The sequence below is a fragment of the Paenibacillus rhizovicinus genome, from assembly GCF_010365285.1.
GTDB lineage: Bacteria > Bacillota > Bacilli > Paenibacillales > Paenibacillaceae > Paenibacillus_Z > Paenibacillus_Z rhizovicinus.
Genome location: NZ_CP048286.1, coordinates 2051497 through 2073860 on the forward strand (window position 1 = coordinate 2051497; position 22364 = coordinate 2073860).

21 protein-coding genes are annotated in these 22364 nt (G+C 55.3%); 2 read left to right on the plus strand and 19 right to left on the minus strand.

The window, feature by feature from the left end:
• Nucleotides 1-80: 80 nt before the first annotated feature.
• Complete coding sequence (locus GZH47_RS09410; protein WP_162639861.1) at nucleotides 81-854, minus strand: phytanoyl-CoA dioxygenase family protein; 774 nt, start codon at nucleotides 852-854, stop codon at nucleotides 81-83.
• Nucleotides 855-990: 136 nt separating this feature from the next.
• On the opposite strand from GZH47_RS09410, the gene GZH47_RS09415 reads away from it, so the two are divergent.
• Complete coding sequence (locus tag GZH47_RS09415) at nucleotides 991-1869, plus strand: helix-turn-helix domain-containing protein (protein ID WP_162639862.1); 879 nt, start codon at nucleotides 991-993, stop codon at nucleotides 1867-1869.
• A 20-nt stretch (nucleotides 1870-1889) separates the two neighbouring features.
• Here GZH47_RS09415 and GZH47_RS09420 read toward each other — a convergent pair whose 3' ends face one another.
• The 18 genes from GZH47_RS09420 to GZH47_RS09505 form a co-directional block, all read right to left on the minus strand.
• Nucleotides 1890-3818, minus strand: coding sequence for a sensor domain-containing diguanylate cyclase (locus GZH47_RS09420; RefSeq protein WP_162639863.1), 1929 nt, complete (start codon nucleotides 3816-3818; stop codon nucleotides 1890-1892).
• 234 nt (nucleotides 3819-4052) lie between these two features.
• Nucleotides 4053-4808: a response regulator transcription factor gene (locus GZH47_RS09425; protein ID WP_162639864.1), complete on the minus strand. Its 756-nt coding sequence runs from the start codon at nucleotides 4806-4808 to the stop codon at nucleotides 4053-4055.
• A 65-nt stretch (nucleotides 4809-4873) separates the two neighbouring features.
• Entirely contained in the window at nucleotides 4874-5704 is an 831-nt protein-coding gene (locus GZH47_RS09430) for a carbohydrate ABC transporter permease (protein WP_162639865.1), read from the minus strand.
• 3 nt (nucleotides 5705-5707) lie between these two features.
• Nucleotides 5708-6592 (minus strand): carbohydrate ABC transporter permease, encoded by an 885-nt coding sequence (locus GZH47_RS09435; RefSeq protein WP_162639866.1) that lies wholly within the window; start codon nucleotides 6590-6592, stop codon nucleotides 5708-5710.
• A gap of 96 nt (nucleotides 6593-6688) precedes the next feature.
• Complete coding sequence (locus GZH47_RS09440) at nucleotides 6689-8038, minus strand: ABC transporter substrate-binding protein (protein ID WP_162639867.1); 1350 nt, start codon at nucleotides 8036-8038, stop codon at nucleotides 6689-6691.
• A 259-nt stretch (nucleotides 8039-8297) separates the two neighbouring features.
• A complete protein-coding gene (locus GZH47_RS09445; RefSeq protein ID WP_162639868.1) occupies nucleotides 8298-8690 on the minus strand; it encodes a DUF350 domain-containing protein in 393 nt (130 codons plus the stop codon).
• Nucleotides 8687-9346 (minus strand): hypothetical protein, encoded by a 660-nt coding sequence (locus tag GZH47_RS09450; RefSeq protein WP_162639869.1) that lies wholly within the window; start codon nucleotides 9344-9346, stop codon nucleotides 8687-8689. The genes GZH47_RS09445 and GZH47_RS09450 overlap by 4 nt, the downstream gene beginning before the upstream one ends.
• Nucleotides 9346-10545, minus strand: a complete 1200-nt coding sequence (locus GZH47_RS09455) for a glutathionylspermidine synthase family protein (protein WP_162639870.1) — start codon at nucleotides 10543-10545, stop codon at nucleotides 9346-9348. Before GZH47_RS09455 ends, GZH47_RS09450 begins: the two co-directional genes overlap by 1 nt.
• A complete protein-coding gene (locus GZH47_RS09460) occupies nucleotides 10542-11288 on the minus strand; it encodes a hypothetical protein (RefSeq protein ID WP_225446411.1) in 747 nt (248 codons plus the stop codon). The genes GZH47_RS09455 and GZH47_RS09460 overlap by 4 nt, the downstream gene beginning before the upstream one ends.
• Before the next feature lie 25 nt (nucleotides 11289-11313).
• On the minus strand, nucleotides 11314-11529 hold the full coding sequence (locus tag GZH47_RS09465) for a hypothetical protein (protein WP_162639871.1): 216 nt from the start codon (nucleotides 11527-11529) through the stop codon (nucleotides 11314-11316).
• Between the two features lie 290 nt (nucleotides 11530-11819).
• Nucleotides 11820-13160: an ABC transporter substrate-binding protein gene (locus GZH47_RS09470; protein ID WP_225446412.1), complete on the minus strand. Its 1341-nt coding sequence runs from the start codon at nucleotides 13158-13160 to the stop codon at nucleotides 11820-11822.
• A complete protein-coding gene (locus GZH47_RS09475; protein ID WP_225446413.1) occupies nucleotides 13157-15010 on the minus strand; it encodes a cache domain-containing sensor histidine kinase in 1854 nt (617 codons plus the stop codon). The genes GZH47_RS09470 and GZH47_RS09475 overlap by 4 nt, the downstream gene beginning before the upstream one ends.
• 224 nt (nucleotides 15011-15234) lie before the next feature.
• Nucleotides 15235-15837 carry a sigma-70 family RNA polymerase sigma factor gene (locus tag GZH47_RS09480; protein ID WP_162639872.1) on the minus strand — a complete coding sequence of 201 codons (603 nt, stop codon included), beginning with the start codon at nucleotides 15835-15837 and terminating at the stop codon, nucleotides 15235-15237.
• Nucleotides 15838-15950: 113 nt separating this feature from the next.
• Nucleotides 15951-17177, minus strand: a complete 1227-nt coding sequence (gene rhaI, locus GZH47_RS09485) for an L-rhamnose isomerase (protein WP_162639873.1) — start codon at nucleotides 17175-17177, stop codon at nucleotides 15951-15953.
• 34 nt (nucleotides 17178-17211) lie between these two features.
• The gene (gene rpe, locus GZH47_RS09490) at nucleotides 17212-17886 is read right to left on the minus strand and encodes a ribulose-phosphate 3-epimerase (RefSeq protein ID WP_162639874.1); all 675 of its coding nucleotides are present in this window, start codon (nucleotides 17884-17886) and stop codon (nucleotides 17212-17214) included.
• Between the two features lie 22 nt (nucleotides 17887-17908).
• Nucleotides 17909-18946, minus strand: a complete 1038-nt coding sequence (locus GZH47_RS09495) for an alcohol dehydrogenase catalytic domain-containing protein (RefSeq protein WP_162639875.1) — start codon at nucleotides 18944-18946, stop codon at nucleotides 17909-17911.
• A 704-nt stretch (nucleotides 18947-19650) separates the two neighbouring features.
• Nucleotides 19651-20709 carry a galactitol-1-phosphate 5-dehydrogenase gene (locus GZH47_RS09500; RefSeq protein WP_225446414.1) on the minus strand — a complete coding sequence of 353 codons (1059 nt, stop codon included), beginning with the start codon at nucleotides 20707-20709 and terminating at the stop codon, nucleotides 19651-19653.
• Nucleotides 20710-20721: 12 nt separating this feature from the next.
• Nucleotides 20722-21624, minus strand: coding sequence for a sugar phosphate isomerase/epimerase family protein (locus tag GZH47_RS09505; RefSeq protein ID WP_225446415.1), 903 nt, complete (start codon nucleotides 21622-21624; stop codon nucleotides 20722-20724).
• 198 nt (nucleotides 21625-21822) lie between these two features.
• Here GZH47_RS09505 and GZH47_RS09510 point away from each other — a divergent pair, with 198 nt between their 5' ends.
• Nucleotides 21823-22290 carry a hypothetical protein gene (locus tag GZH47_RS09510; protein WP_162639876.1) on the plus strand — a complete coding sequence of 156 codons (468 nt, stop codon included), beginning with the start codon at nucleotides 21823-21825 and terminating at the stop codon, nucleotides 22288-22290.
• Nucleotides 22291-22364 lie beyond the last annotated feature (74 nt).

The following is a 22364-nucleotide window of genomic DNA, read 5'->3' on the forward strand; positions in this document are numbered from 1 at the left end:
TTCGCGGCTTGGAATTTTTTTCGGCCGCGCACGCAAAAAAACGGCAGAAGCCTAAGCTCCTGCCGGTTATCTCTTCCGTCTTAAACAATCGTAAACTCCGGATGCACTTTATCGAAATTCGGATTTTCGCCGCAAACCATAAGGCCCATGCCCCAGTCAAAATGCTCCTTGGTCACCGGGAAGTCCGTCGCGCTGCGGTATTGGAACAGCACGTTGCGGCGGTTGCGCTCGCTGCGGTTCTGCGGAGAACCGTGGATCGTCAAATAGTTGAAGAACAACACGTCGCCCGCTTCCGCGATGCAAGGCACGCCGTCGGAAACCGGATATTCCTTCGCGTTCAGGTAATGTCTGCCTACGTGCGGCAGCGTACCTTGTTTATGGGAGCCCGGCATAACGTGCAGGCAGCCGTTCTCGACGTTCGCGTCGTCCAGATGAACGCTTGCCGCAAGCATCGTGTGCTTCTCGTGCGGGAAGTAAGGTGCATCCTGGTGCATCGGGAACGCGGCGCCGTTTTCCGGCGGCTTCACGAGCATTTTGGAATGGTGAAGCTGCACGTTCGGTCCGATCAGCTGCGACAAGACGGATGTCATGTTCGGATGCATCAGCGCGCGAAGGAACGAAGAATCATGATAGTGCACGTCGTGGAAGCCTTTCAGCACCAGCTTCTTCAATTCTTCCGGCGGCAGGAAATCCCCTTGCCATTGCGCGTTATGGTCACGGTTCGCTTTCGCCGCGCGATCGATGATCGCACCGACTGCCGTCCGCATGACTTCGACCTCTTCTTTGTTGAAAACGCCTTTCACGAGCAGATACCCTTGTTCATTGTAAAAATCTACATCCTGTGGTTTAATCATCGTAATAGCCTCCTGTTGGCGGAATCGCTTTCCTATGGCTTTATTGTAGATGATTCAAGGGTTTATGATCTTTAGCCGAAGAAGCCAGCTTTTTGTCTTATGAGGACATTCTCAATATTGGAGGTCGGAACCTGCCATGTACTTATGGAACGAAACCGATACGTGGCTCAATCAATACGCGCTGCGGCTGAAGACGGAGGACGCGGTGTTCACCGTTCATTATTGGGGCGTGAGCGAGCATTTGATGTCCAACTTCCTGCACAAGCATTCCTTCTTCGAGGTTTGCTACGTGCTCGGCGGCAAAGGTACGTACCTGGACGACGGCAAGCTGTTCCCGTTAACCAAAGGAACCCTGTTCTGCTCGCGTCCGGGCATTACGCACTATATCGAATGCGATCCGGAGCTGGCGATCGTCTTCGTTGCGTTCGAGCTGGAAGAGGGCGACAGCTCCGAGTCCGTACGCGACGCCTTTCAAGCGCTGGCCGAGACGGATACGTTCATCGTCCACGACGGCGACGAACTAGCCGTGGCGCAGCTGTGGCGCGCGATGCTTCGCCGCGCCGGCGACAACGCTTCGCTGCCGGAATCCGTGCTGACGCAGCTGGCTGCTTCGCTGCTGCAGTCGTTCCCGTCCGTCTTCGGCAAGCCGCGCCAAGAAGAATGGACCGCGCCGCGGCGCAGCGCTTCCGCCCTGCTGAAGCAGGCGAAGCTGTTCATTACCGACAATCTGAGCGACGACGATCTATCGCTCGAGAAAGTCGCGGCGCAGATCAGCGTCTCGCCCCGCCATCTCTCGCGCCTCTTCGCATCCGGCGTCTACGAGTCGTACACCGTCTACGTGCGCAAGCAGCGCATCCGCCGGGCCGCCGAAATGCTCCGGTACACCGAGCGCTCCATCAAAGAAATCGCCGAAGCGACGGGATTCGGTTCGGTTCATTATTTCACGCGGACGTTCAGCAGTCTTATGAAAATACCGCCGGCAAGATTCCGTGAGGATGCCAGGGCCCATGATTAGCGGCTAATTCCGGGCATCCATTAAGCTTCATCGATTACAACCCGGTTCCTCCCGCTCTGTTTCGCTTTATACAACGCAAGATCCCCGCGTTTGAACCAATCGGCGTACGCCTCTGCGCCGCTGCGCTGCACGACGCCGAAGCTTGCCGTGACGACGCCCGCGATCGGATGCTGCCAATTGGCCAGCTTCAAGCGAATTTCCTCCGCGACGCGGCCGCCTTCCGCCAAGCCGCAATCCACAAGCAAGACGGCGAATTCCTCGCCGCCCCAGCGCAGGATGATATCCGACTTTCTCGTGGATTCCCGAACGATGTCCGCGGTATTCACGAGTACCTCGTCGCCCGCATCATGTCCCCAGTTATCGTTCACGCACTTGAAATGATCCAAGTCGAAGAAGATCAACGTGCACCGGACGCCAGAACGTTCATGCCGGTCGAGCTCGCCCATCGCCGTTTGTTCGAAATGATGGCGATTAAACACGCCGGTCAAGCGATCCGTCGCAGCCATATCGATCAAGTTTTGTTCGTAATATTTTTTGACCTGCACGTTAATCAAGATGCCTTCGTAGTGATAGCCCGCCTGCTGATTCGGAACCTTGGTGAGATGAATTTCGGCCCAGAAGGATTGCTGTCTCCGGCTTAATAATTCAGCTTCGATGAAGCATTCCTCCAGCGATTCGCGGACAACGGCCTGTACCCGGTCAAGATCCTCCTGCCGCGCGAACAGCGAAGCGCGCTCCTGCTGCGCCCACTGCTGGAACTGCTCCTTCGTCTCGCAATCAAACTGGCTGAGGAAGCAAGGATTGCCGTAGAGCAGACGGCCTTTGGGATCGAGCAGGAAGATGCCGACCGGAACAGACTGCACGATGCGATCCGTCATCTTCTGAATCGAGTTCGCCAGGACGCCAAACTCATCCTTCCGTTCAAGGCCGTAAATACTATGATTCTGATAGGCTTCCTTCCCTTGCAGACTGGCTTTCAATTTCTGAAACGGGGCCGTAAAGATCTTCTGCACGATCAAGCTGATCGCAATCGACAACACGAGTACGATCAGCAGAAACATGCCGACGATAAATTTGAAATTCACCGGTGCGTACAGCGCATTTTTCCTGAAAAAGGTGACGACATGCCAATTGGAATCCAATATCGGCGCGAACGCGGCATACTGATAATGGTTATGATCCATTCGAATGACGGTCGGGCTGCCGGCATCGGCCAGATAGTCCTTGGCTTGCTCTGTGAACAACGGATCGTCGCTGTATTGGAATAGCGTTTCATTCAACTCTTTGCGATCCCATTCCGCTTCCGAGCTGTCGGAGTCCACCACGATTTGACCTTGACCGTTCACGATGACCGATTTGGCGCCATCATGCTGATACTTGGAGAAGATATTATGAAGGATCGAATCAATCGTCAGGCCGGTTCCGAATACGCCTAGATTCCGGCCGTCCTCCCGAACCTTGACATTGATCCACACCCGCGTGACATGCAATAACCGGTTGTACTCGATATTCATATTGTAGGGCGGAGTCTCCTGCAGCGTATTGAAATACCACGCATCCGCCGTATTGGCCTTATTCAGTACGCCCTGCGCCTCGATGTACATCCCGTCGGATCGATCCTTCATATAGTAAGACTGCTTGGAGCCCTCCAGAGCGATAAATCCGTTCTTGTCATGTAGGACTTGAAGCACCGTTTGAAGTTCTTGGAACGCGGCCGCTCGCCGCTGCCCGTCCTCTTCGTTCTTCATCCAATCCACGATCGCGGAATTCCTCGAAGCGCTTACGGCGATCCCGATCTCGCGGTTGATGTAGCTTCCCAGATCCCCGACCAGCTTATCCGTATAAAATTGCGCGTACTCGCTCGAAATTTTCCGGGTCACATTGCCGAACTGTGCCCACATGAATAACGACGTTGCGAGAATGGTGACGAATACCACGATCGTCGTCAAGATGATGAATCTCGTATGTATGCTTCTCGAATGTAAGATAAATGTATTCCTCCAGCAGCGCGGCGTTTAGTCATAATCTACTGTAACGCTTCGATAATAACAAGGTTATGTTCATAAATTATGGTGTTCGATAACAAAAACAAAAAGCCTTGTTCACGCAAAAAACAAAAAAAGCTTCCCACCCCTCTCAAAGGGATAGGAAGCTTTCCTATTACCAGCTGATCTGCTTGATGCTTACCCGTGCTTTTCCTTATAATCCTTCGGCGTCACGCCGACGATTTTCTTGAACAGCTTGTTGAAATATACCGGATCGCTGTAGCCGACAAGATGCGAAATCTCGTAATTCTTCAGATGCGGATGATCCGTCAGAAACTGCTTGGCCTTGTCGATGCGCGTTTGAATGAGATAGTCCGTGATCGTCATCGACGTCTTATGCTTGAACAGCCGGCTGATGTAACTCGCATTCATTCCGATCGTGTCGGCAAGCCGCTCCAGCTCGAAGTTTTTATCGAACTCGCGATCCAGGATTACCTTGATCTCTTCGATAATATAATGCTCTTGCTCCGCGCCCGGCTCGGTTTCCTCGGGCTCCGGCGTCGCCGCGGAAGCCTGCCCGCGCTCCAGCCGCAGCCGATTCAACAAATCGAACAGCGCGCTCTTGTCGACCGGTTTGAGCAAATATTCCTTTACGCCGTACCGGAGCGCCGTCCGCGCGTATTCGAAATCGCTGAAGCCGCTGAGTACGATGATCGAAATATCCTTGTGCTTCTCTTTCACGATCTCGATGAGCTTCAGCCCATCCATCATCGGCATCTTAATGTCCGTAATGAGCACGTCCGGCTTCTGGCTTTCGTGCTTGGTCAGGAAGGCAAGCGCCTCCTGGCCGTTACCGAATGAACCGAGCACGTGAAGCTCCGGGTCCATTTTCGTAATGATTTTCTCAAGGCCCAGTCGAATAAACTGTTCGTCGTCGACGATCATGATTTTCATCGCGCTGCTTCACCTCCCGGCCGATTCGGATTACGTACATGATGGGTAGTTTACCTCGCTGCGCTTTATTTTACCGCTCCGCTAGTGACGCCTGCGAAAATATACTTCTGCAGGAACAAGTAGATGACTGCCGTCGGAATCATAATCATGATGATCGCCGCGGACACGCTCTGCCAATCGCCGCTGTTCACGCCGAAGAACCTCATAAGCGATGTCGATACGACGACCAGTTCCGGCTTCGGCATGTATAGGAATGGCGTGTACATATCGTTGTAGATGCTGATCGTCTTCAAGATGATGATCGTCGCCGTCGCCGGCGCGAGCAATGGGAAAATCACTTGCCAGTAGATCCGGAACAGCGACGCGCCCTCGATCATCGCGCATTCGTCGAGATCATAAGGGATGTTGCGAATGAACTGCAGGTAGATGTAGATCTGCAGAATGTCCGCCCCGATGTATAGAAGGATGGGACCTCCGAGCGTGTTCGTCAAGTGCAGATGCTGAATCGTCTTGTAGTTGACGACCTGCGTCGTAATGGACGGAATGACCGTCGCCATCAGGAACAATCCGAGGAGCAGCCCTTTTCCCTTGAAGTTAAAACGGCCGACCGCATAACAGAACGCCGATCCCAGCAAAATATTAAAGAACAAGGTGACCGCTACGATAATGAGCGTATTGCCGAACGCCCTGCTCATGTTCGCCTGTTCGAACGCATGGCCGAAGTTGGCCAAGTGGATGAACGAATCGGGCAGCGACATCGTCGATTTCGTATTGAATTCGTCCTTTGTTTTGAACGCGTTTACGACAATGATGTAAGGCGGGAATAAGACGAGAAACGAAGCGACGAGCAGCGACAAATATTTAACGGTATTCCATACCGGATTTCGCGCGACCATGCTTTATTCCCCCTTTCTGCTGAAGATAAGCCGTTGGATGGAGAGCACGACGACTACGAATAGGAGCAGGACGACGCTCATGGCCGATGCAAGGCCGTAGTTGTTGAATTGGAACGCCGTTTCGAGAATTTTCATGACGTACGTTTCACTGTGGCCCGCCGGACCGCCGTTCGTCAAGACGAATGGCAGGTCGAACACCTCGAGCGCGCCCGTCACCGTCAGGAAGAAGTTAAGCTCGATGATCTTATAGATGTTCGGCAGCGTAATGTACAGGAACTGCTTCCAGCCCGTAGCGCCGTCGATGCTCGCCGCCTCGTAAAGGTCGCCGGGAATGGACTGCAGCGCCGCTAAGTAAATGACCATATTGAAGCCCATGAACTTCCAGAATCCGATGGAGGCAAGGGTAAAGTTGACGAAATGCTCATTGCCGAGCCAGCTCGTATCGCCGCTGAGGCCAATGGAGTGGAGCAGCAGGTTCAACGATCCGTTCGTCGTATCGAAGACGTAGCCGAACAGATAAGAAACCGCAACGCCGTTCAGGATGTATGGTAAAAAGAGCAGCAGGCGGAAGAACAGCTTTCCTTTCAGCTTGCCGTTCAAGACGATTGCAAAGTAAATGGCCGCAATGTTCTGGACGATACCTACCGCGAAGTAAGCGAAGTTATGCGTGAAGACACCGAAGAGCTCGGAGTTCGAGAAAACCTCTTTATAGTTGTCCCAGCCGATCCAGCTTTTATCTGGACTCATGCCGTCCCAATTGGTGAAGCTCAGATGAATCAATTCAAGCGTCGGGTAATACGAGAACGTAAGAAGCAATAGTAACGGGATGATCGTGAATCCCAGGATGATGATTAATCGCTGTTTCTTGAACGATAGGTTGCTGAGCATGGTGCATCATTCCTTTCAGGCGTCTGACGGATGCGAGCGCCCCTGCCGTTATCAGCAGGAGCGCCCATCACCGGTCATCGGACGAGAGTGGCTGGATTATTTAACGAATTCTTTTCTCGCTTTCGCCCATTGGCCGTTCACTTTGTCGAATACTTTCTGCGGATCCTTGGCAAGCACGAACTCTTGAACGAGCGCGTCCATGTCGATTTGCGCTTTGTTCTGGATGCTCAGCGCCGTATCGTCGGTCGGAACCGCTTCGACGAACGTAGGGTTGTAGCTGTTGAATTCCGTCAATTGCGCCAGTTTAGGCTCTTTGCTCTTCAGCGTCGGAATGAAGCCCGCGAAATCGTCGTAGCCGGATTCTTCGATCATCCATTGGATGAACGCTTTGGCTGCCGCTACGTTGCCGTCTTTATTCACGCCGTAGAACCAGTCCGGATTCAAAGGCGCTTTCGCTTGGCCGGAGTTGTCGGCAGGGAATGGGAAGAAGCCTACGTCTTCTGTCTTCGCGCCTGCATCAACGACTTGGTTGATGACCCAGTTGCCGAGCAGGTACATGCCGAATTTGCCTTGCGCTACGTCCTTCTTGGATTGTTCCCAGTTCGTGGAGTTCACGTCTTTCTCCAGGAAGCCTTTCGTGTACAGCTCCTTCAGGATGGAGAACGACTTGCCGTACGTGTTGTCCAGCGTGTATGGCGTGTCCGTGTCTTTACGGCTGTTAGCCGTGTCGGCTTTGCCCGTGATGACTGCAGGCACGTCGTTGTACCAAGCGCCGAGCGGCCATTTGTCCTTGAAGTTGGACGCGAGCGGCACGATGCCGGCGTCTTTCAGCTTCTGGCACGCTGCGAGGAACTCGTCGTACGTTTTCGGAACGTCCGTGATGCCGGCTTTCGCGAACGCCTGCTTGTTGTATACGATACCGACCGTGCTGTTACCGGAGGAGATCCCGTACGATTTGCCGTCGAACGATTTGAAATCTTTGAAGTAGATGTCGCCGTCGAACTTGACGTCGTCAAGCGGAGCGAAGTATTTCGGGAAATCGGCATTCGGGATCAGCGTGCTCAGCAGGACGACGTCCGGGAAGCTGCCCGACGCGATGCGGATTTTCTCGTTCTTGTCATAATCCGTGATCGCTTCGAATTGCAGGTCCACCTTCGGATATTTTGCTTCGAAACGCTTCTCGTAGTCCTTGTACTCTTTATCTACCATATCCGTACGGTTCGTCAGGAATACGACTTTGCCGCTGATGTCCGCGTCGCCGCCGGCATTCGCCGTACCGCCGTTGTTCGTCGTTCCGGCATTGTTCGTTGTACCGGCATTTGCCGTCGTATCGTTGCCAGCGTTATTGGCCTTGCTATTGTTATCGCTTTCATTGTTGCTGCCACAAGCCGCCAAAGTTGTAACCATAAGGAGTGAAACCATCGAGTATGCAATTGTTTTTTTCATGTACTCTTCCCCCTGTTTCATTGTGATTGCGCTTACTGGTTGCGCTTACAAGGTAATCTTACTCCTTTAGTCCTAACGGTAAAATGGTTTCAATTGTGATTTGTAGTTCTCAATTTACCTATCTGATCACACAAAAAACCGGTCTGCCCATAAAGGCAGCCGGTATTGTCGATTCTATGCGCTAATGATAATAGCCAGGTAACCTCGCAGCTATCGCAGCCATTCTGCTTGCTCAGCAGCTGGATAAACAGCGAAGCGATTAAATAATTAGACTGCTGACCGCGAAGCTCGTTCCGAGAAATACGCAGAACAACAGCGTGCCAATGGCCACATTGCCCTTCTGCAAATGCTCGGCCACGTTCAAGTTCGGCGTGACCAGCTCGAAAATCCAATAAGCGGCGATCAGGCAAACATAGCCGACCGCAAACCACATCATAACATACCAAATCGATGTGTTCGTGTACGCGGCCACGCCGAGAATTACCGCGGTGGCCAGAAATTTGCCTCCGAGAGCCAGACCGACGGCGACATTGCCTTTGCGCAGTTCATCCATATCGCGGAACGGCGTCATCCAGCTGAATATGAGCATGCCTAACAATTGAAGCCCAATAAACGAGACGACGCTGACTACAAGATTAATGACGATCGTCATTCGGCCCACCCCCGGAATTTAGCATATGCCAGATCATAATCGGCGTAATCGTGGATTTCTTCCAGCTTGATCAGCACCTGCTTCAAGCTCTTCATCTTTGCATACCGCTGCTCGTCGATCGGCTGCTTGAGCTGATTGCCCGACGGCAGCGTAATAACGGCAAACTGGCGTGATTTGCCTTGATACGACGTCTTATACACGCCGACGAGCTGGACGGTCGTCTGCAGGTCAACTTTCACGTTGGCCAGGTCAGCCTTCGCCTTCGCTTCGTCCGGATAGGACTTGATCGCCTGCCAGGCAGACAGTTGAATCTGGTCGCTGCCGGTTTCGGTCGTGGTCATCTCGGCCGTCATATATTGCAGCGTCCATACTTTATCGCCCGTGGCATAGTTGCCGTCATTCGGCAGCAGCGCGTTATCCGGCAGAATCACCATGTCGCCGCCTACCAAATCGCCGACGTCGCCTTGCACGATCCGATAATCCCAAGGAATTTTACCTTCCTGCGCGCTATCGGCCGTGTCGGATGCTTGCGTCGTCGACAACACGGATGCCTGATTCGAGGAGTTGCAGGCGCTCAGCAGCAAGCCCGCCAGCACAACGGGCAGAACAAGCCTGTACAGCCGTGCCGGCTTCCCCGCCCGGATTAGTTTCATCATCAGTCTCTCACTCCCAATGCTACGAAATGGCTTGTATTGCCCGTAATCGGGCCTCCTGCCCGCCCAAGCATGCCGCAAGGCGTTCCATTAATAACGAACATGCCCGTCAACAGGTGCAGTTCGCCTTCCGCGGTATGAATGCGGGCAAGCTCGGCCCGCTTCTGAAATACGAGCGGGAACAGCTCGCTTGTGTCGAAACCGTCTTCGTCCGCCAGCTCCAGCTCGCCTTCCCCGTCGAATAAGCGGACAGACCCGCCCTCCCGGCCGAACATCGACTTCGAGACGAAGCTGCCTTCGAAGACCGGATTGTTGTAAGCAGGGAGCATGTATTGGCCGATCGCTTCCCGTTCCTCCGGGTCGAACAGCATGCCGAGTTCATACAGTCCCCATACGGCTGCGAGCAGTCCTTTCGACTGAAGCACGATGCTGTGAATCGGATTATGCAGCTTCAGCTCCCCGTTCTCCACGGCATACGCGAACGCTTCTCCCCCTTCGTCCACGGCCATCCATTCCTTCGGATACAACGCGAACAGGCTTCGAATCGTGTTACCTTCTCCGTCCTTCATGATGCCTTCATCGACCCAGAGATCCAGGCAGTCCAGGCACCGCATCGGCAAGCCGCTGTGCTTCGCCAGCGCTTCAATGGTGCCGGAATCCTCGATATGCGTGCCGTAGTCGACGCAGGCTGCTGCTTCGAGGCGTTCCTCGCCCCAGGCTGCGGCAACATATCCGGCCATGCCTTCATTCGGAGAGGCGACGCCGGCTTCGCTGCAGAGCCACGGCGTAGCGATGGCCGCCTCCACATACCCTGTCGGCGTGTCCGCATTCAGCTCCAGCAGCTTGATCGCGCCTTCATTCGATATGGCAAAATCAAATCTGGCATACTTGCTGATGAGTCCCTTCGGCGGCACGGGCAGCAGGTCGAGCGCATCCCACAGCACGTCGGGAATGCCGAGCAGTTCATAAAATTCCGGCTTTCCCATCACATGGCGAGCCGTCTTATCAAGAATATGCCATAGCTTCGCGGAAGCAGCCTCCAGCTCGCCGTATAATGCGCGCGGCATGAGGACAAGCTGATCGATCCAATAGGGTTCGTCTTCGATGTCCGCCCATCCGAATCCGAGCTCGCGCAATTGCGCGACTCTGGCGGCGCGATCCGCATGCGGCTGTCCGATGACTTCAAATACATGCTTCGTCAACCTCCGAAACCTCCACTTGAATGGCTGGACGAGCTTCTAGACGAGCTGCTGGAGGAACTGCCGGAAGAGGAACTCGAAGAGCCGTTCTTCGTGCTGAGCGTACTTGAATTGCCGCCGATACCGCCTGGACTGGACGAGGTCGATTTGGAACGGCGCGTAATGGTTCCGCTGTTCGACGTCGTCTTCGGACGAACCGTGGAGCCCACGACAGGCTTGTTCTGGAAGCTGTCGCTCGTATAGGTCTTCGCCTTGTACGGCTGATGCGTCGTTCCGTTGTATGTCGTATGCGACGAATACCAGCGCGTTGTCGAGTACGACGAACCTTGGTTAAACAGCAAATGGTAAAGCATCAGATCGTCCCAGCCGAAAATGGAAGTCGAACCGTTATTAATGATAATCGTATCGCCGGAGCTCCCCGAGGTGCCCGTGCCTGCCGTGCTGCCCGTTCCAGCATTCGAATTCGGCTCTACGGCGCCAGCAGCGCCGTTGTCCTCCTCGTCCAGCATCGGAATGTTCCAATCGACGGCAGGATCGAAATACTGCTTCACTTCATCCGAGGACCATTCGACCAGCTTTGGCTGCTCCGTCCCCGTTTCGCCCTCCGCATGGGCGATCGTGCCGAAAGCGGCATTCGCCAGCAACGCCAAGCCGAGCGACGTGGACAAAATGCGCAAAGGCTTGCCGTCCTTCGTAAACAGCTTGCTCCTCAGAGACTCCGCCCGTTCTTCTTCCCGTTTCAACATGTTTCCCCTCCCCAATGCCCGCGTCCTATTCGTTGCGCATAGCGACGACCAAGATTTCAAGCATGCCCGTATCCAAATTCAATCGGCCTTCCAACGTTTTATACTCTTGATTGCCGATCGTAATGTAATTCACGTGTTCAAGCGATACGACCATCGCGGTCGTCCATGTCCGCTCATCGATAGCGCGCAAGCTTCCGTCCTCGCTTTTCTCATATACGATGACCGATATCGTATTATCCACAATCGCTGCCTCCTCGAAGTTCATGCCACATTTTACAGTAAATGAGAGTTGAATCGCTTGTCAATAAATGATGTATGGAATTTGCCTTGCGGTCGACTCTTGTCGATCCTAATTATCGCAGCCATATTGAAGGTAATACGATTGTAACGCGGCGTTGGTTGTGCAGGTTGCGCAAGTTGTACAGATTGAGCAAACCGCAAAAAAAACCGGTCTGCCTGCGAGGCAGCCGGTTTATTCAGCTTCAGCTCCGTGCCCGACTAATCATCCGGACAAAGCTTGATCGGTAATCGTTACCGTTTCGCCGTGGCATCGAGGCCGAGCACCTCGTGCCGCGCTTGCTTCCACAGTTCGTTGTAGGTTTGGAATTCCGTCTTCAGGTCCTTCGCGACCGCCCACCTCTGGATATCGTCCCCCGTCCAGAACGCGATCTGCACCTTGGCCGAAATATTGAGGAAATCGTCGGTCGGCGGCTGGCGTTCGACGTAGGTCGGTTTATACGATTCGAACTGCTGGATCTGCGGCATAGAGGATGTCTTCGTTTCGTCGACCGGCAGGAAGCCGGAATCGTTCACGTAACCGGATTCGTTGACGAAGAAGTCCACCCATTCTTCGGCAAGCTGTTTATTCTCGCTGAACTTGCTGACGCCGAGAAAATAATCCGGGCTGAGCTGCGCGTAACGCTTTCCCCGCTTGTTGTCATAAGGAAAAGGAATGAAGCCGACATCGTCGGATTTCGCTCCGGCTTCGATGACCTGGTTAATGACCCAGTTGCCGATGAAATACATGCCGGCATGCCCGCTTGCCACTTCGCTCTTCGACAGCTCCCAGTTGTTCGTGAACAGGTCCTTCTCCGTATAGCCCTTCTGGATCAGCGTCCGCAAAATCGTAATCGCCTGTCCCCACGGATTGTCGATCGACCAAGGCTGGTCGGTCTCCGCCATCTGATTCAAATAGTTGGGATTCCCCGTCATGAAGCCGACGAGGTTCTCTCCCCAGGAAGACATCGGCCACTGCGCGCCGTAGTTCACGTAGACCGGAATGATGCCGGCCTGCTTCAGCTTCGCGCAAGCCGCGTAGAACTCGTCCAGCGTTTGCGGAAGTACCGTAATGCCGGCTTCGCGGAATGCTTTCTTGTTATAGACGAGCCCTTCCGTCGAAGCGCCTGTCGATATGCCGTATCTCACGCCGCGGTATGCCTTGAAATCGGCAAACCGGATATGGTCGAACATGCTGTCCTTTAGCGGTTCGAAATAGTTGACGAGGTCTTCGTTCGTCAAATTGTTCGGCACCAGCAGCGCGTCGCCCATGCTGCGGGTCGACAGCCTGGCCATGATGTCGCTGGCATAATTGGTCAAGCCTTCGAACGCCACATGCGTTCCGGGATGCTTCGCCTCGAACTTATCCGCGTACTTCTGCAGGACCCCGTTCTCCGCGAGGTCCACCCGGTTCGTCAGCACGGTAAGCGTCGTCGTCTTATCTGCCGTCGGCGCCGGGTTGTTCGTCGACGATCCCGCCTGGTGCCGGTTGTCTCCCGAGGAATTGCACCCGGCCAGCAGAAGCGAGCTCATCAGCGCCGCCCCGGCAATGCCGGCCATTCTTGGTGTTCTTCTGTTCCGTTCCGCGTTCCTCATTCGTTCTGTCCTCCTCGTGCAGGCAGCTTTAGCGTAACTTGCGTTCCGACTCCGGGCTCGCTCGCAACGGTCAAGCCGAAGTTCGCCCCATAATGAAGCCGAATGCGTTCATTGACATTCCGCAGCCCCACGCCCGAACGTTTGAATGGCGCATAATTCGTGCCTTCCCGTGCATTCACTCCGATGATGGATTGCTGCAAACGATCCAGCGTGTCTTCGTCCATGCCGATGCCGTCGTCCGTCAACCGGATGAAGACGGCGTGCTCCGTCTCCCGCGCCGAGGCAGTGATCACCATGCGCGGTTTATTGTCGTCCATCCCGTGATAGATCGTGTTCTCTACGATCGGTTGCAGGACCAGCTTCAGCAGCTCGTACGACTCCAGCGATTCCGGGACGTCGATGGTCAGCTCGAACCGATCCGGATACCGGTAATTGAGCAGCTCGACGTAATAACGGATATGATTGAATTCGCTGCCCAGCGTGACTTTCTCATTGAGATCGCTAATGCTGTAGCGAAGCAGTTTGCCCAGAATCGCCAGCATGTCGGCGGCAATCGTATCGTCGTTCAGTTCCGCCGCCATCCGGATCGATTCCAGCGTGTTGTACATGAAATGCGGATTGATCTGGCTTTGCAGCGCATGCAGCTCCGCTTCCTTCTTCTTCGTCTCCATGCCGTAAATATCTTGAATGAGATCATCGATGCGCACGATCATCCGGTTAAACTGGTTGCCGAGCTGACCGATCTCGTCCCTGCGCTTCACCTGAAACTGCACGCTGAAATCGCCTTCCTGGACCCGTTTCATCAAACGCATCATTTTGCGCAGCGGCTTCGTCAGGGCAAATGAAAAGAAGATCGAGATCAGCAGCGCGATGCCGATCGTCAGAAACGTCAGAATCCAAGTCACGTTCCGGATCACGGCCGTATTCCGCGTCAATTCCTTGACCGGTATGGACGTCATTACCGTCCACTGCGTATTCGGCGACTTCGTATAAATGTACAGATGCTGCACGCCGTCTTCCGTCATATAGAAACTGCCTTCTTCGCCGGCGGCGCGCTGAACCATCGGTCTGTCGCTTATGTTCGTCGCCAGCAGCTGCTTGTCGCTGTCGTAGATAACGTTGCCCTGCGAATCGAAAATAAGCGACTTGCCGCGCGTCACCTTGTCCAGCTTCGTGATCTGGTCCTCGATGACGCTGATATTCGCATCCACCGCGATCAGACCGATGTCATGCAGCGAGTTGTCGATGATTTTGCGGACGACCGTGAAGGCGTAGCGGGTGCTCTTGAGCGTGCTCGTGTATTTCTGCGTGCTGATCAGCAGCGCTTCGCCGCTGCTGTGGGCGGCCTTCGTCATCCAGTTCTGATAGCTGTCCTTGACGTTCATTCGGATGCCGCCCGACTTGGCCGAGTAATACCCGTTGCCGTATTGGTCGAAAATATAAACCGAGGTCGCGCCGCGTTTGATGTTGTCGATAAACGATATATTGCCCTCGATGCCGCGCTGGATCGTGAGCAGCAGGTCGAAATTCTCGTTCTCCGCATGCTGTTCGTGATACTTGTTCGAAGCGACAAGATTCGACTTGATATCTTCCTGGTACGCCGGGATCGAGGATATGCGGTTCATGTCGTCGATGTAATCGTCGAGATTGTCGAGCATATTGCCCAGCGTCGTCGTCGAATAGGCAATCGTATTCTCTTCGATGGACTGGGCGTAATTCCGGTAGGACACGGCTCCGATGAACGTAAGTGGAAGCGTTATCAGAAGCAAAAAAACGAGCAGCAGTTTGCGTTCCATCCGCATATCGCTGAATTTGGTCCAAAGCCGATCGAACTTGATGACGGACTTCACTCTGTTCTTCCCTCCGCTGCTCCTTGCATCCTTAGACAGGTTGATACATAGGTAGATTGAATCATAAGTAGGTTGATTATATCACGTCAGAGCGTCTCCATTTCAACTCCCCTTCCCAAACCACCCGCAAGATGCAAAAAAAAGCGTGTCAAACCGGCTACCGGCTTGCACGCTTGTATATTGGGGATCTAAGAAGTTCAATAACTTGAGCAGACTGCTTGGATTTAAAAGAAGCTGAACAGCAGCAGGGAATAAATCAGGAGCGTCTTGCCCCACCGTTTCTTCATGAAATCTTTGCCGCGGTGTATGCGGGATTTGACCGTGTTGACGGGAATATTGTTCGCCCGTCCGATGTCCTCCATGGTCATTTCAAGCACGTAGCGCTGGTAGACGACCGTCTTGTACTTCTCGGGAAGCTTCTCGATCATGCCGGCCATCGTGGAGGCGAGCTCGCGTTCGATGACTTCGCTTTCCGGCGACAGGGAGGCGTGCGGGATGACTTCATGCAGGGACAATTGCTGGTCGGAGTGCGCCGTTACCGGCTGATCCAGCGGCAGTGACGGTGCTTTGCGGCGGCGGAGCAGATCCAGGCAAACATTCTTGCCGATGTGGAAAATCCACGTGGAAAACCGTTTGTTCTCGTCGAAGCGGTTTAAATTCAAATACACCTTCAGGAACGTTTCCTGTACGACGTCCTCGCATTCCGTCTTGCTGCGGAGGATGCGATGGGCCATATGGAACAACTTATCCTTATAGAGCTCGACCAGCTTGTTGAAGGCCGTCTCGTCGCCTTGCCTTGACAACATCACTAACTGCGCCTCGTTCACCGCGATTCTCCTTTGCCACCCGTCATCCATCTATCTCTTATTATAACAGGAAAATAAAGAAACGCATCCGTAAAAGCATGCGTTTTTGTGTCTGTTTTTGTAAAGGAGGGCCATTACCGGGCATTGACCGCCGACGAACGCGCGCTGACGATCCGTTCCGCGTACCCGCTCGTCTTGAAAGCCCGCATCGGATCCGCCGGCAATCCGGCTTCCTCGCGCACCGCATGCAGCAGCGGCGTCACGTTCTGCTCGAAAGCATCGCGCACGGCAGCTTCCGCTTCCAGCACGTCGCCTGCCTGCTGCGCCTCGGCGAGCGCATTCCAATTGATGAGCAGCGCCTTCGCATACTGCGTCTGCACGTTCATGACCGAACGGATCATCGCCGGCACCTTCGCTTCGATGTTGTGGCTCTGGTCGATCATGTAGGCTATTCGTCCGGCTGTACGCTGGACAAGCGGATTCGCGCTATCGTTCTCCGCGAGCACGATCTGAGAGAAGATCAAGAACAGCTCGTACGGGTTCGCGGAGCCGACGATCAGATCGTCGTCGGCGTACTTGCGCGCGTTGAAGTGGAAGCCGCCAAGCCGCCCTTCGTCGAGCAGGTACGCCACGATATGCTCGATGTTCGTCCCTTGCGGGTGATGCCCGGTGTCCACCAGCACTTCCGCTTGCGGGCCGAGCTTGAGCGCCAGGTTGTACGCCATGCCCCAATCCGCCAAATCCGTATGGTAGAAGGCCGGCTCGAAAAATTTGTATTCGATCAGCATCCGCATGCCGGGATCGAGCGCGCGATACATTTCGCGCAGCGATTCTTCCATCCATGCCTTCCGCTGGCGGATATCGCCTTGGCCCGGGTAGTTCGTTCCGTCCGCGAACCATAGGCTGAGGGCATCGGAGCCCGTCGCTCTTGCGATGTCGACGCAGTCCAGCAGATGCTCCACCGCCCGGCGGCGAACTTCAGGTTCGTGGTGCGTGACGCTGCCGAGCATGTAGTCATGCTCTTGGAACAGATTCGGATTCACGGCGCCGATGCCGATGCCGAGCGATTTCGCGTCGGCGGCCAGCTTGCCGTAATCCTCCGTATGATCCCACGGGATGTGGATGGCCACGTTCGGGCAGGCGCCCGTCAGGCGGTGGACCATTGCCGCGTCTTCCAGCTTCTCCTGCACGGTCCGCGCCGCGCCGGCTTTCTTGAACGTTTGAAATCGCGTGCCCTGATCGGCGTAGCCCCAAGAAGGCGTCTCGATCTTAAGCGCGTTCAATCTCGCTTTCACCTGCGTCATATCGATGCCCCGTTCCCGCTGCTCCCGCTCGAACCAGGCGTATGCGCTGTCCGTCATGCATGATTCCCCGCTTTCAAATTAAAGTTGAGTGTTAAGCGATACTTGTAATCGATGCGCGGAAGCGTTCCGTCATATCCAGCAAGTCCGCGTCTTTCTTGAAGATGCTCGACGTGCCCGCCACGAAAATATCCGCGCCGGCCGCCTGCATTTTGACCGCGTTCTCGTAGGAGATGTTGCCGTCGACTTCGATTTCCACCCCGCCGTAGCCCATTTCCGCCAGATGGCGCTTCATGTTGGCGATCTTGCGAAGCGTCGCCGGCACGAGCTTCTGTCCGGCGAAGCCGGGGTTCACGGTCATGACGAGCACGACGTCGAGATCGTCGAGGATGTCGTCGATCGTATAGATCGGCGTCGCGGGATTGAGCGCCACCGACGGACGAGCGCCGAGCGCCCTGATTTGCTGCAGCGTCCGCTGCAAATGAACGGATGCTTCCTGGTGCACGGATACGATGTCGCCCGGCTGAATCGGGAATAAGTGCAGATGGTCCTCCGGCCGCTCCACCATCAGGTGAAGGTCGATCGGAATGGACGTCATTTCGCGAAGCGTCCGGACGAAATCCGGTCCCAGCGTGAAGTTCGGCACGAACCTGCCGTCCATGATGTCGATGTGCAAATATTCGACGCCGGCCAGCTCGAACGCCTCGATCGTCTGCTCCAGCCGCCGAAAGTCCGCGCACATCATTGAAGGAGCTATTTTGCCTGCCATGCCGCTGCGCCTCCTCTCTGGCTTAAGGTTTGACGATGACCCGCATGCCCACGTGGCTCTCCGCCGTTTGGATGGCTTCGTTGATCGAATCCAGCGGGAACGTATGCGAGATGTATTTCTTCATGTCGATCGCGCCGGACGCGATGAGATCGATCGCTTTCTGGTGATGCGACGGCAGCGAGCCGTGGGCGCCATGCACGAACAGTTCCTTGTAGTGGATGATGTTCGTGTCGAGCGTCACGAGCGACTTGCCTTTCGGCAGGCCGCCGAAGAAGTTGACGCGCGCGCGGTTCTTCGCCATATGGATGGCGTCGACCTGCGCTTCCGGCGACGGGTTCGACGTGATGACGACGTCTGCGCCGAGCCCGCCGGTTTCTTCGAACACGCGCTCGATCGCGTTCTCTTCGTTCGAGCAGATGTAGGCATGCGCGCCGAACTGCTTTGCCATCTCAAGGCGCGGACGCGAACGCTGCACGAGGATGACCTTGGTCGCGCCCATCATTTTGGCGACCTCCACGAGCATGCAGCCGATCGGCCCCGCGCCGATGACGACGACGGAGTCGCCGAGCTTGATGCTCGAGAGCTCCAACGCGTTGAGGACGCAGGCGAGCGGTTCCGCGAGCGCGGCTTCTTCATGGGAAATATGATCCGGGATTTTGTGGATCGGCCCGAAGTTGACCATCATTTTGTTCAGCAGCACGTAATCCGCGAAGCTGCCCGCGAACTGGTAGCCCATCGCGTAGTTGATCTGGCAGTTGTTGCCGATGCCGGCTTCGCAGAAGACGCATTCGCCGCAAGGCACGTCGGCGCCCAGCGAGATGCGGTCGCCGACTTTGAATTTGGTCACGTTGGCGCCGACGGCCGCGATCCTGCCGGACGACTCGTGGCCGAGGATTTGCGGCAGCTCTACGCGGCTGTTGCCGTGGTGGTAGATCCGGATGTCCGAGCCGCAGATGCCGACGGCTTCGACTTTCATGAGAATGCTGTCGTCGTCGATGGACGGCAGCGCTACTTCTTCGATGACCATGTGGTCGAGTGCATGTAATACGGCCGCTTTCATTTTAGCCAAGCCCTCCTTTTTAATCATCCGGCTGTTTTGGAAAAATGCCCTGCGGGCATTTTTCTTGCCGGATGTTTAAACCCTTATAAACACTTGGGGGAACTCCATCTATTGGGTTTCGATTTCGTGTTGTTGTGTGCTTCGCTGAAAAGCTAGATTGATAGAGCGCCACTCTGCAATCGCTGGCCTGTCGGCGTAAACCGGTCCGAGCCGAATGCTCGGTCTGGCTTCGCGGACCTCGACGGGCCTTGCTTGGGGGCTGGGCCACCAAGCCAAGCACCTGAATCAAGGCACGCTCCTTAACCATTCGCGGGCCGTCGACGCTGGCGTTGGCGTTGGCACTAGTGTTGGCGCAGGACGATGGCGATGGCGCTAACGAATCGAGGTAGCGCTATTCGCCTCTTTTGCCTGCTTTTTGAAACGTAACGAATCCTAGTGTCGTTATTTGCCTTCTCGGCCCTGTATTAGAGCTGAAAGCATCGATATAGGATCTTCTGGATTCGTTAGCTTTCTAAACGGGTCCCATTGGGCCGTTTAAGACGTGTACGATTCGTTAGAGCTGCGCAGCTTCTGCTCACATTCCTTTTTGAAGCTTTCGCTTCATTACTTGGCCCGTGGCTCGGTCTGGCTTCTCGGACCTCGACGGGCCTTCCTCGGGGCCGAGTCACCAAGCCAAGCACAGGGACCTGAAACAAGGCACGCTCCTAAACCTTATCCCCCGACGGCAGAATCAGTACTTTATTGAAAAATTGCGATCGGTCGCGCATCATTTGGAGCGCTTCGAAGGTTTCGTCCAGCGAGCAGCGGTGGCTGATGAGCGGCTTCAGGTCGAGCTTGCCGGAGGCCATGCTGTCGACGGCGAGTTTCCATTCGTTGCGCGGCGATGCGGCGTAGCCGGAATTCCAAGTGCCGCGGACGGTCAGCTGTTTGCGCAGCATTTCCCAATAGCCGTCCTGCGTGAGCGCCATGCCGCCCGCCGGGTTGCCCATCAGCACGACTCGACCCAGCTTGCGGACGGCGCGCAGGCAGTTCTCCCAAGACGCCGAGATGCCGGCGCCTTCGATGGCGACGTCCGCTCCGGCGCCGTTCGTCAGGCTTTTCGCCCAATCGCCGACGCTGCCTTGGAGCGGGTTGAACGTATCCGCGAAGCCGAGCGCGTTCGCGAAGTCCAGCTTCGTCGCATCGACGTCCGCCAGCATGATGCGTGACGCTCCCCATGCGCGGGACCAGTACGCGAGCATCAGCCCGATCGGGCCCGCGCCGCTGATCAGCACGCTGTCCCCGATATCGATTCCGGCCTGGCGAAGCGCGTGGACGGCTACCGCCGCGGGCTCAGTCATCGCCAGCTCTTCGAAGCTGAGCGAATCCGGCGCGAGCACGAGGTTCCAGACCGGAACGACGATGTACTCGGCGAACCCTCCGTCGCGCCGCGAGCCCATATAGTCGTAGTTGTCGCAAAGCGCGAACTCGCCGATTTCGCAATACGCGCAATTGCGGCACGGCAGCAGCGGGAAGACGGCCGACTTGCAGTTCAGCAGCGCCGGGTCTACGCCTGCGCCGAGCTCGACGATGCGTCCCGCGAATTCGTGGCCGGGCACCGTCGGAAACCGGTACGTGCCTTTCGTGAATACGCGGGGAATATCGGAGCCGCACACGCCGCAGGCGCCGATGCGAAGCAGCACTTCTCCCGCTCCCGGAACGGGCCTGTCGATGTCCGCGGTACGCAAATCGCCTAGTCCGTAGAGCACATTCGCTTTCATCATCCGCTCACCGCCTTACTTCTGAACGAACTGCCGCCAGTAATCGACGGAGGCTTTGTGGTCTTCGATGATACGGAATTCCGTCGACCATGCTTCGCGGTGGGAAAGCTCGAAGACGAGCTCCGCTTCCGTCGCTCCCGAAGCTTCCAGTGCCTCGATCAGCCGCTCGCCGTGGATGATGCCGAGCGCGTTGTACTCTTCGGTGAACGGCCAGTGGCGGCTGTGGTTCATTTCCGTCTGCTGGATATGGACGATCGGCGACACGCTGCCAAGCTCCCGCACCCAGCGGTACGGATCGCGGTCGTTCGGATGCGGCGCATGCCCGACATCGAGCACGAGCTTGAACGGGATGCCCGCATTTTCGTTCAGGCGTCCCAGCAGTTCCTTCGTATCTTCAACCGTATTAGCCATTTCGCGCGGAATGGACATCGGCTCGAAGGTCAAATACTCCATGCCTTTATCTTTGGCATACCAGCTCAGCTCCTGCCAGTGCTTCAACGCTTCGCTGATGATGAGCTCGCGGCGCGCGGGATTGTCGTAATCGGCAAAAGTCAGGATGCCGAAGTGGCTGCCCGTCGACTTCGCGCCCATGGCGACCGAAATATCGACGAACCGTTTGAACCAATCCAGCCATGTGCGGCGGGTATCCTCGTCCGGATGCATGAAATGATTCACCCGCGTAAAAGAGCTCGTAAACGTGCTCGTGATTTGCAAGCCGTATTTGGCCGTATTCTCTTGAATTTGTTCCAATTGCCGCTGAATGACCGCTTCCGGCAGAAACGCATTCAGCAAATCCGCGACGAACTGCACGTACGTCAGTCCCAGCTCCTCCGCCACGATACGGGCCCACACATGCGGCTCCACGTACTTGTTGACGGCAAACCCCAAATTGATGCCTAACTTCAGATCCACGGACATTCCGGCCATCCTCTCCCTATATGCAAACCAAGTGAACTTCTAGTACATAATCTAATACTATTATGTATCACTGATACATTCAATTCATTTTTCAAAACAATGCGAATAGCCTGGCCGCCTAGCCAGGCACATAATGGATGGGTATGCGAAATTTGTTTAAAATAGACTTGTCCGTATCGGGTACAAGGAGCGTGAACGATGAGTTACGATTTGAGGTTTTTCAAACGAGCCGTTCATGAAGCGGTCGACATCGACCTTTTGGGCGACGAAGAGGAGGAAGGAAAGGCCTCGTACCGGGATCAGCTTGAGCTTCTCGGAACGGCCGAAGAGGTTACTGCCATATTGAGAACTATATTCCCTGAAGCAGAATTCGAGCATTTCGAGGCGTATCACGAAGGTTACTTGATGACGGAAGACTATGGCGTCACGTTTTTTTGGCCGGAATCCGAAGCCGTCCGCGTGCTGGATGTTGCGGTAACCGGCAGCGAGAACGCCTTCGCGGTTATCCAAACCTTGCATGAGCGAACCGGCTGGCGGGCCGCCGACGAGGTCGAGATCGATTTCAATGGCGATCCCGCCAGCGGGCTTCGGTATTGGGCAGGTACGCTGGACACGTTACGACGACAAGTCGGCAGCAACAAAAAATGGTGGCAGTTCTGGAAATAGCCATTCGTTCGAGCTAGGCGCTCACGGCTCCGGCGCAAGACAAGCTTCACTCGCCGAGCTGCGCCGGTGCGGCG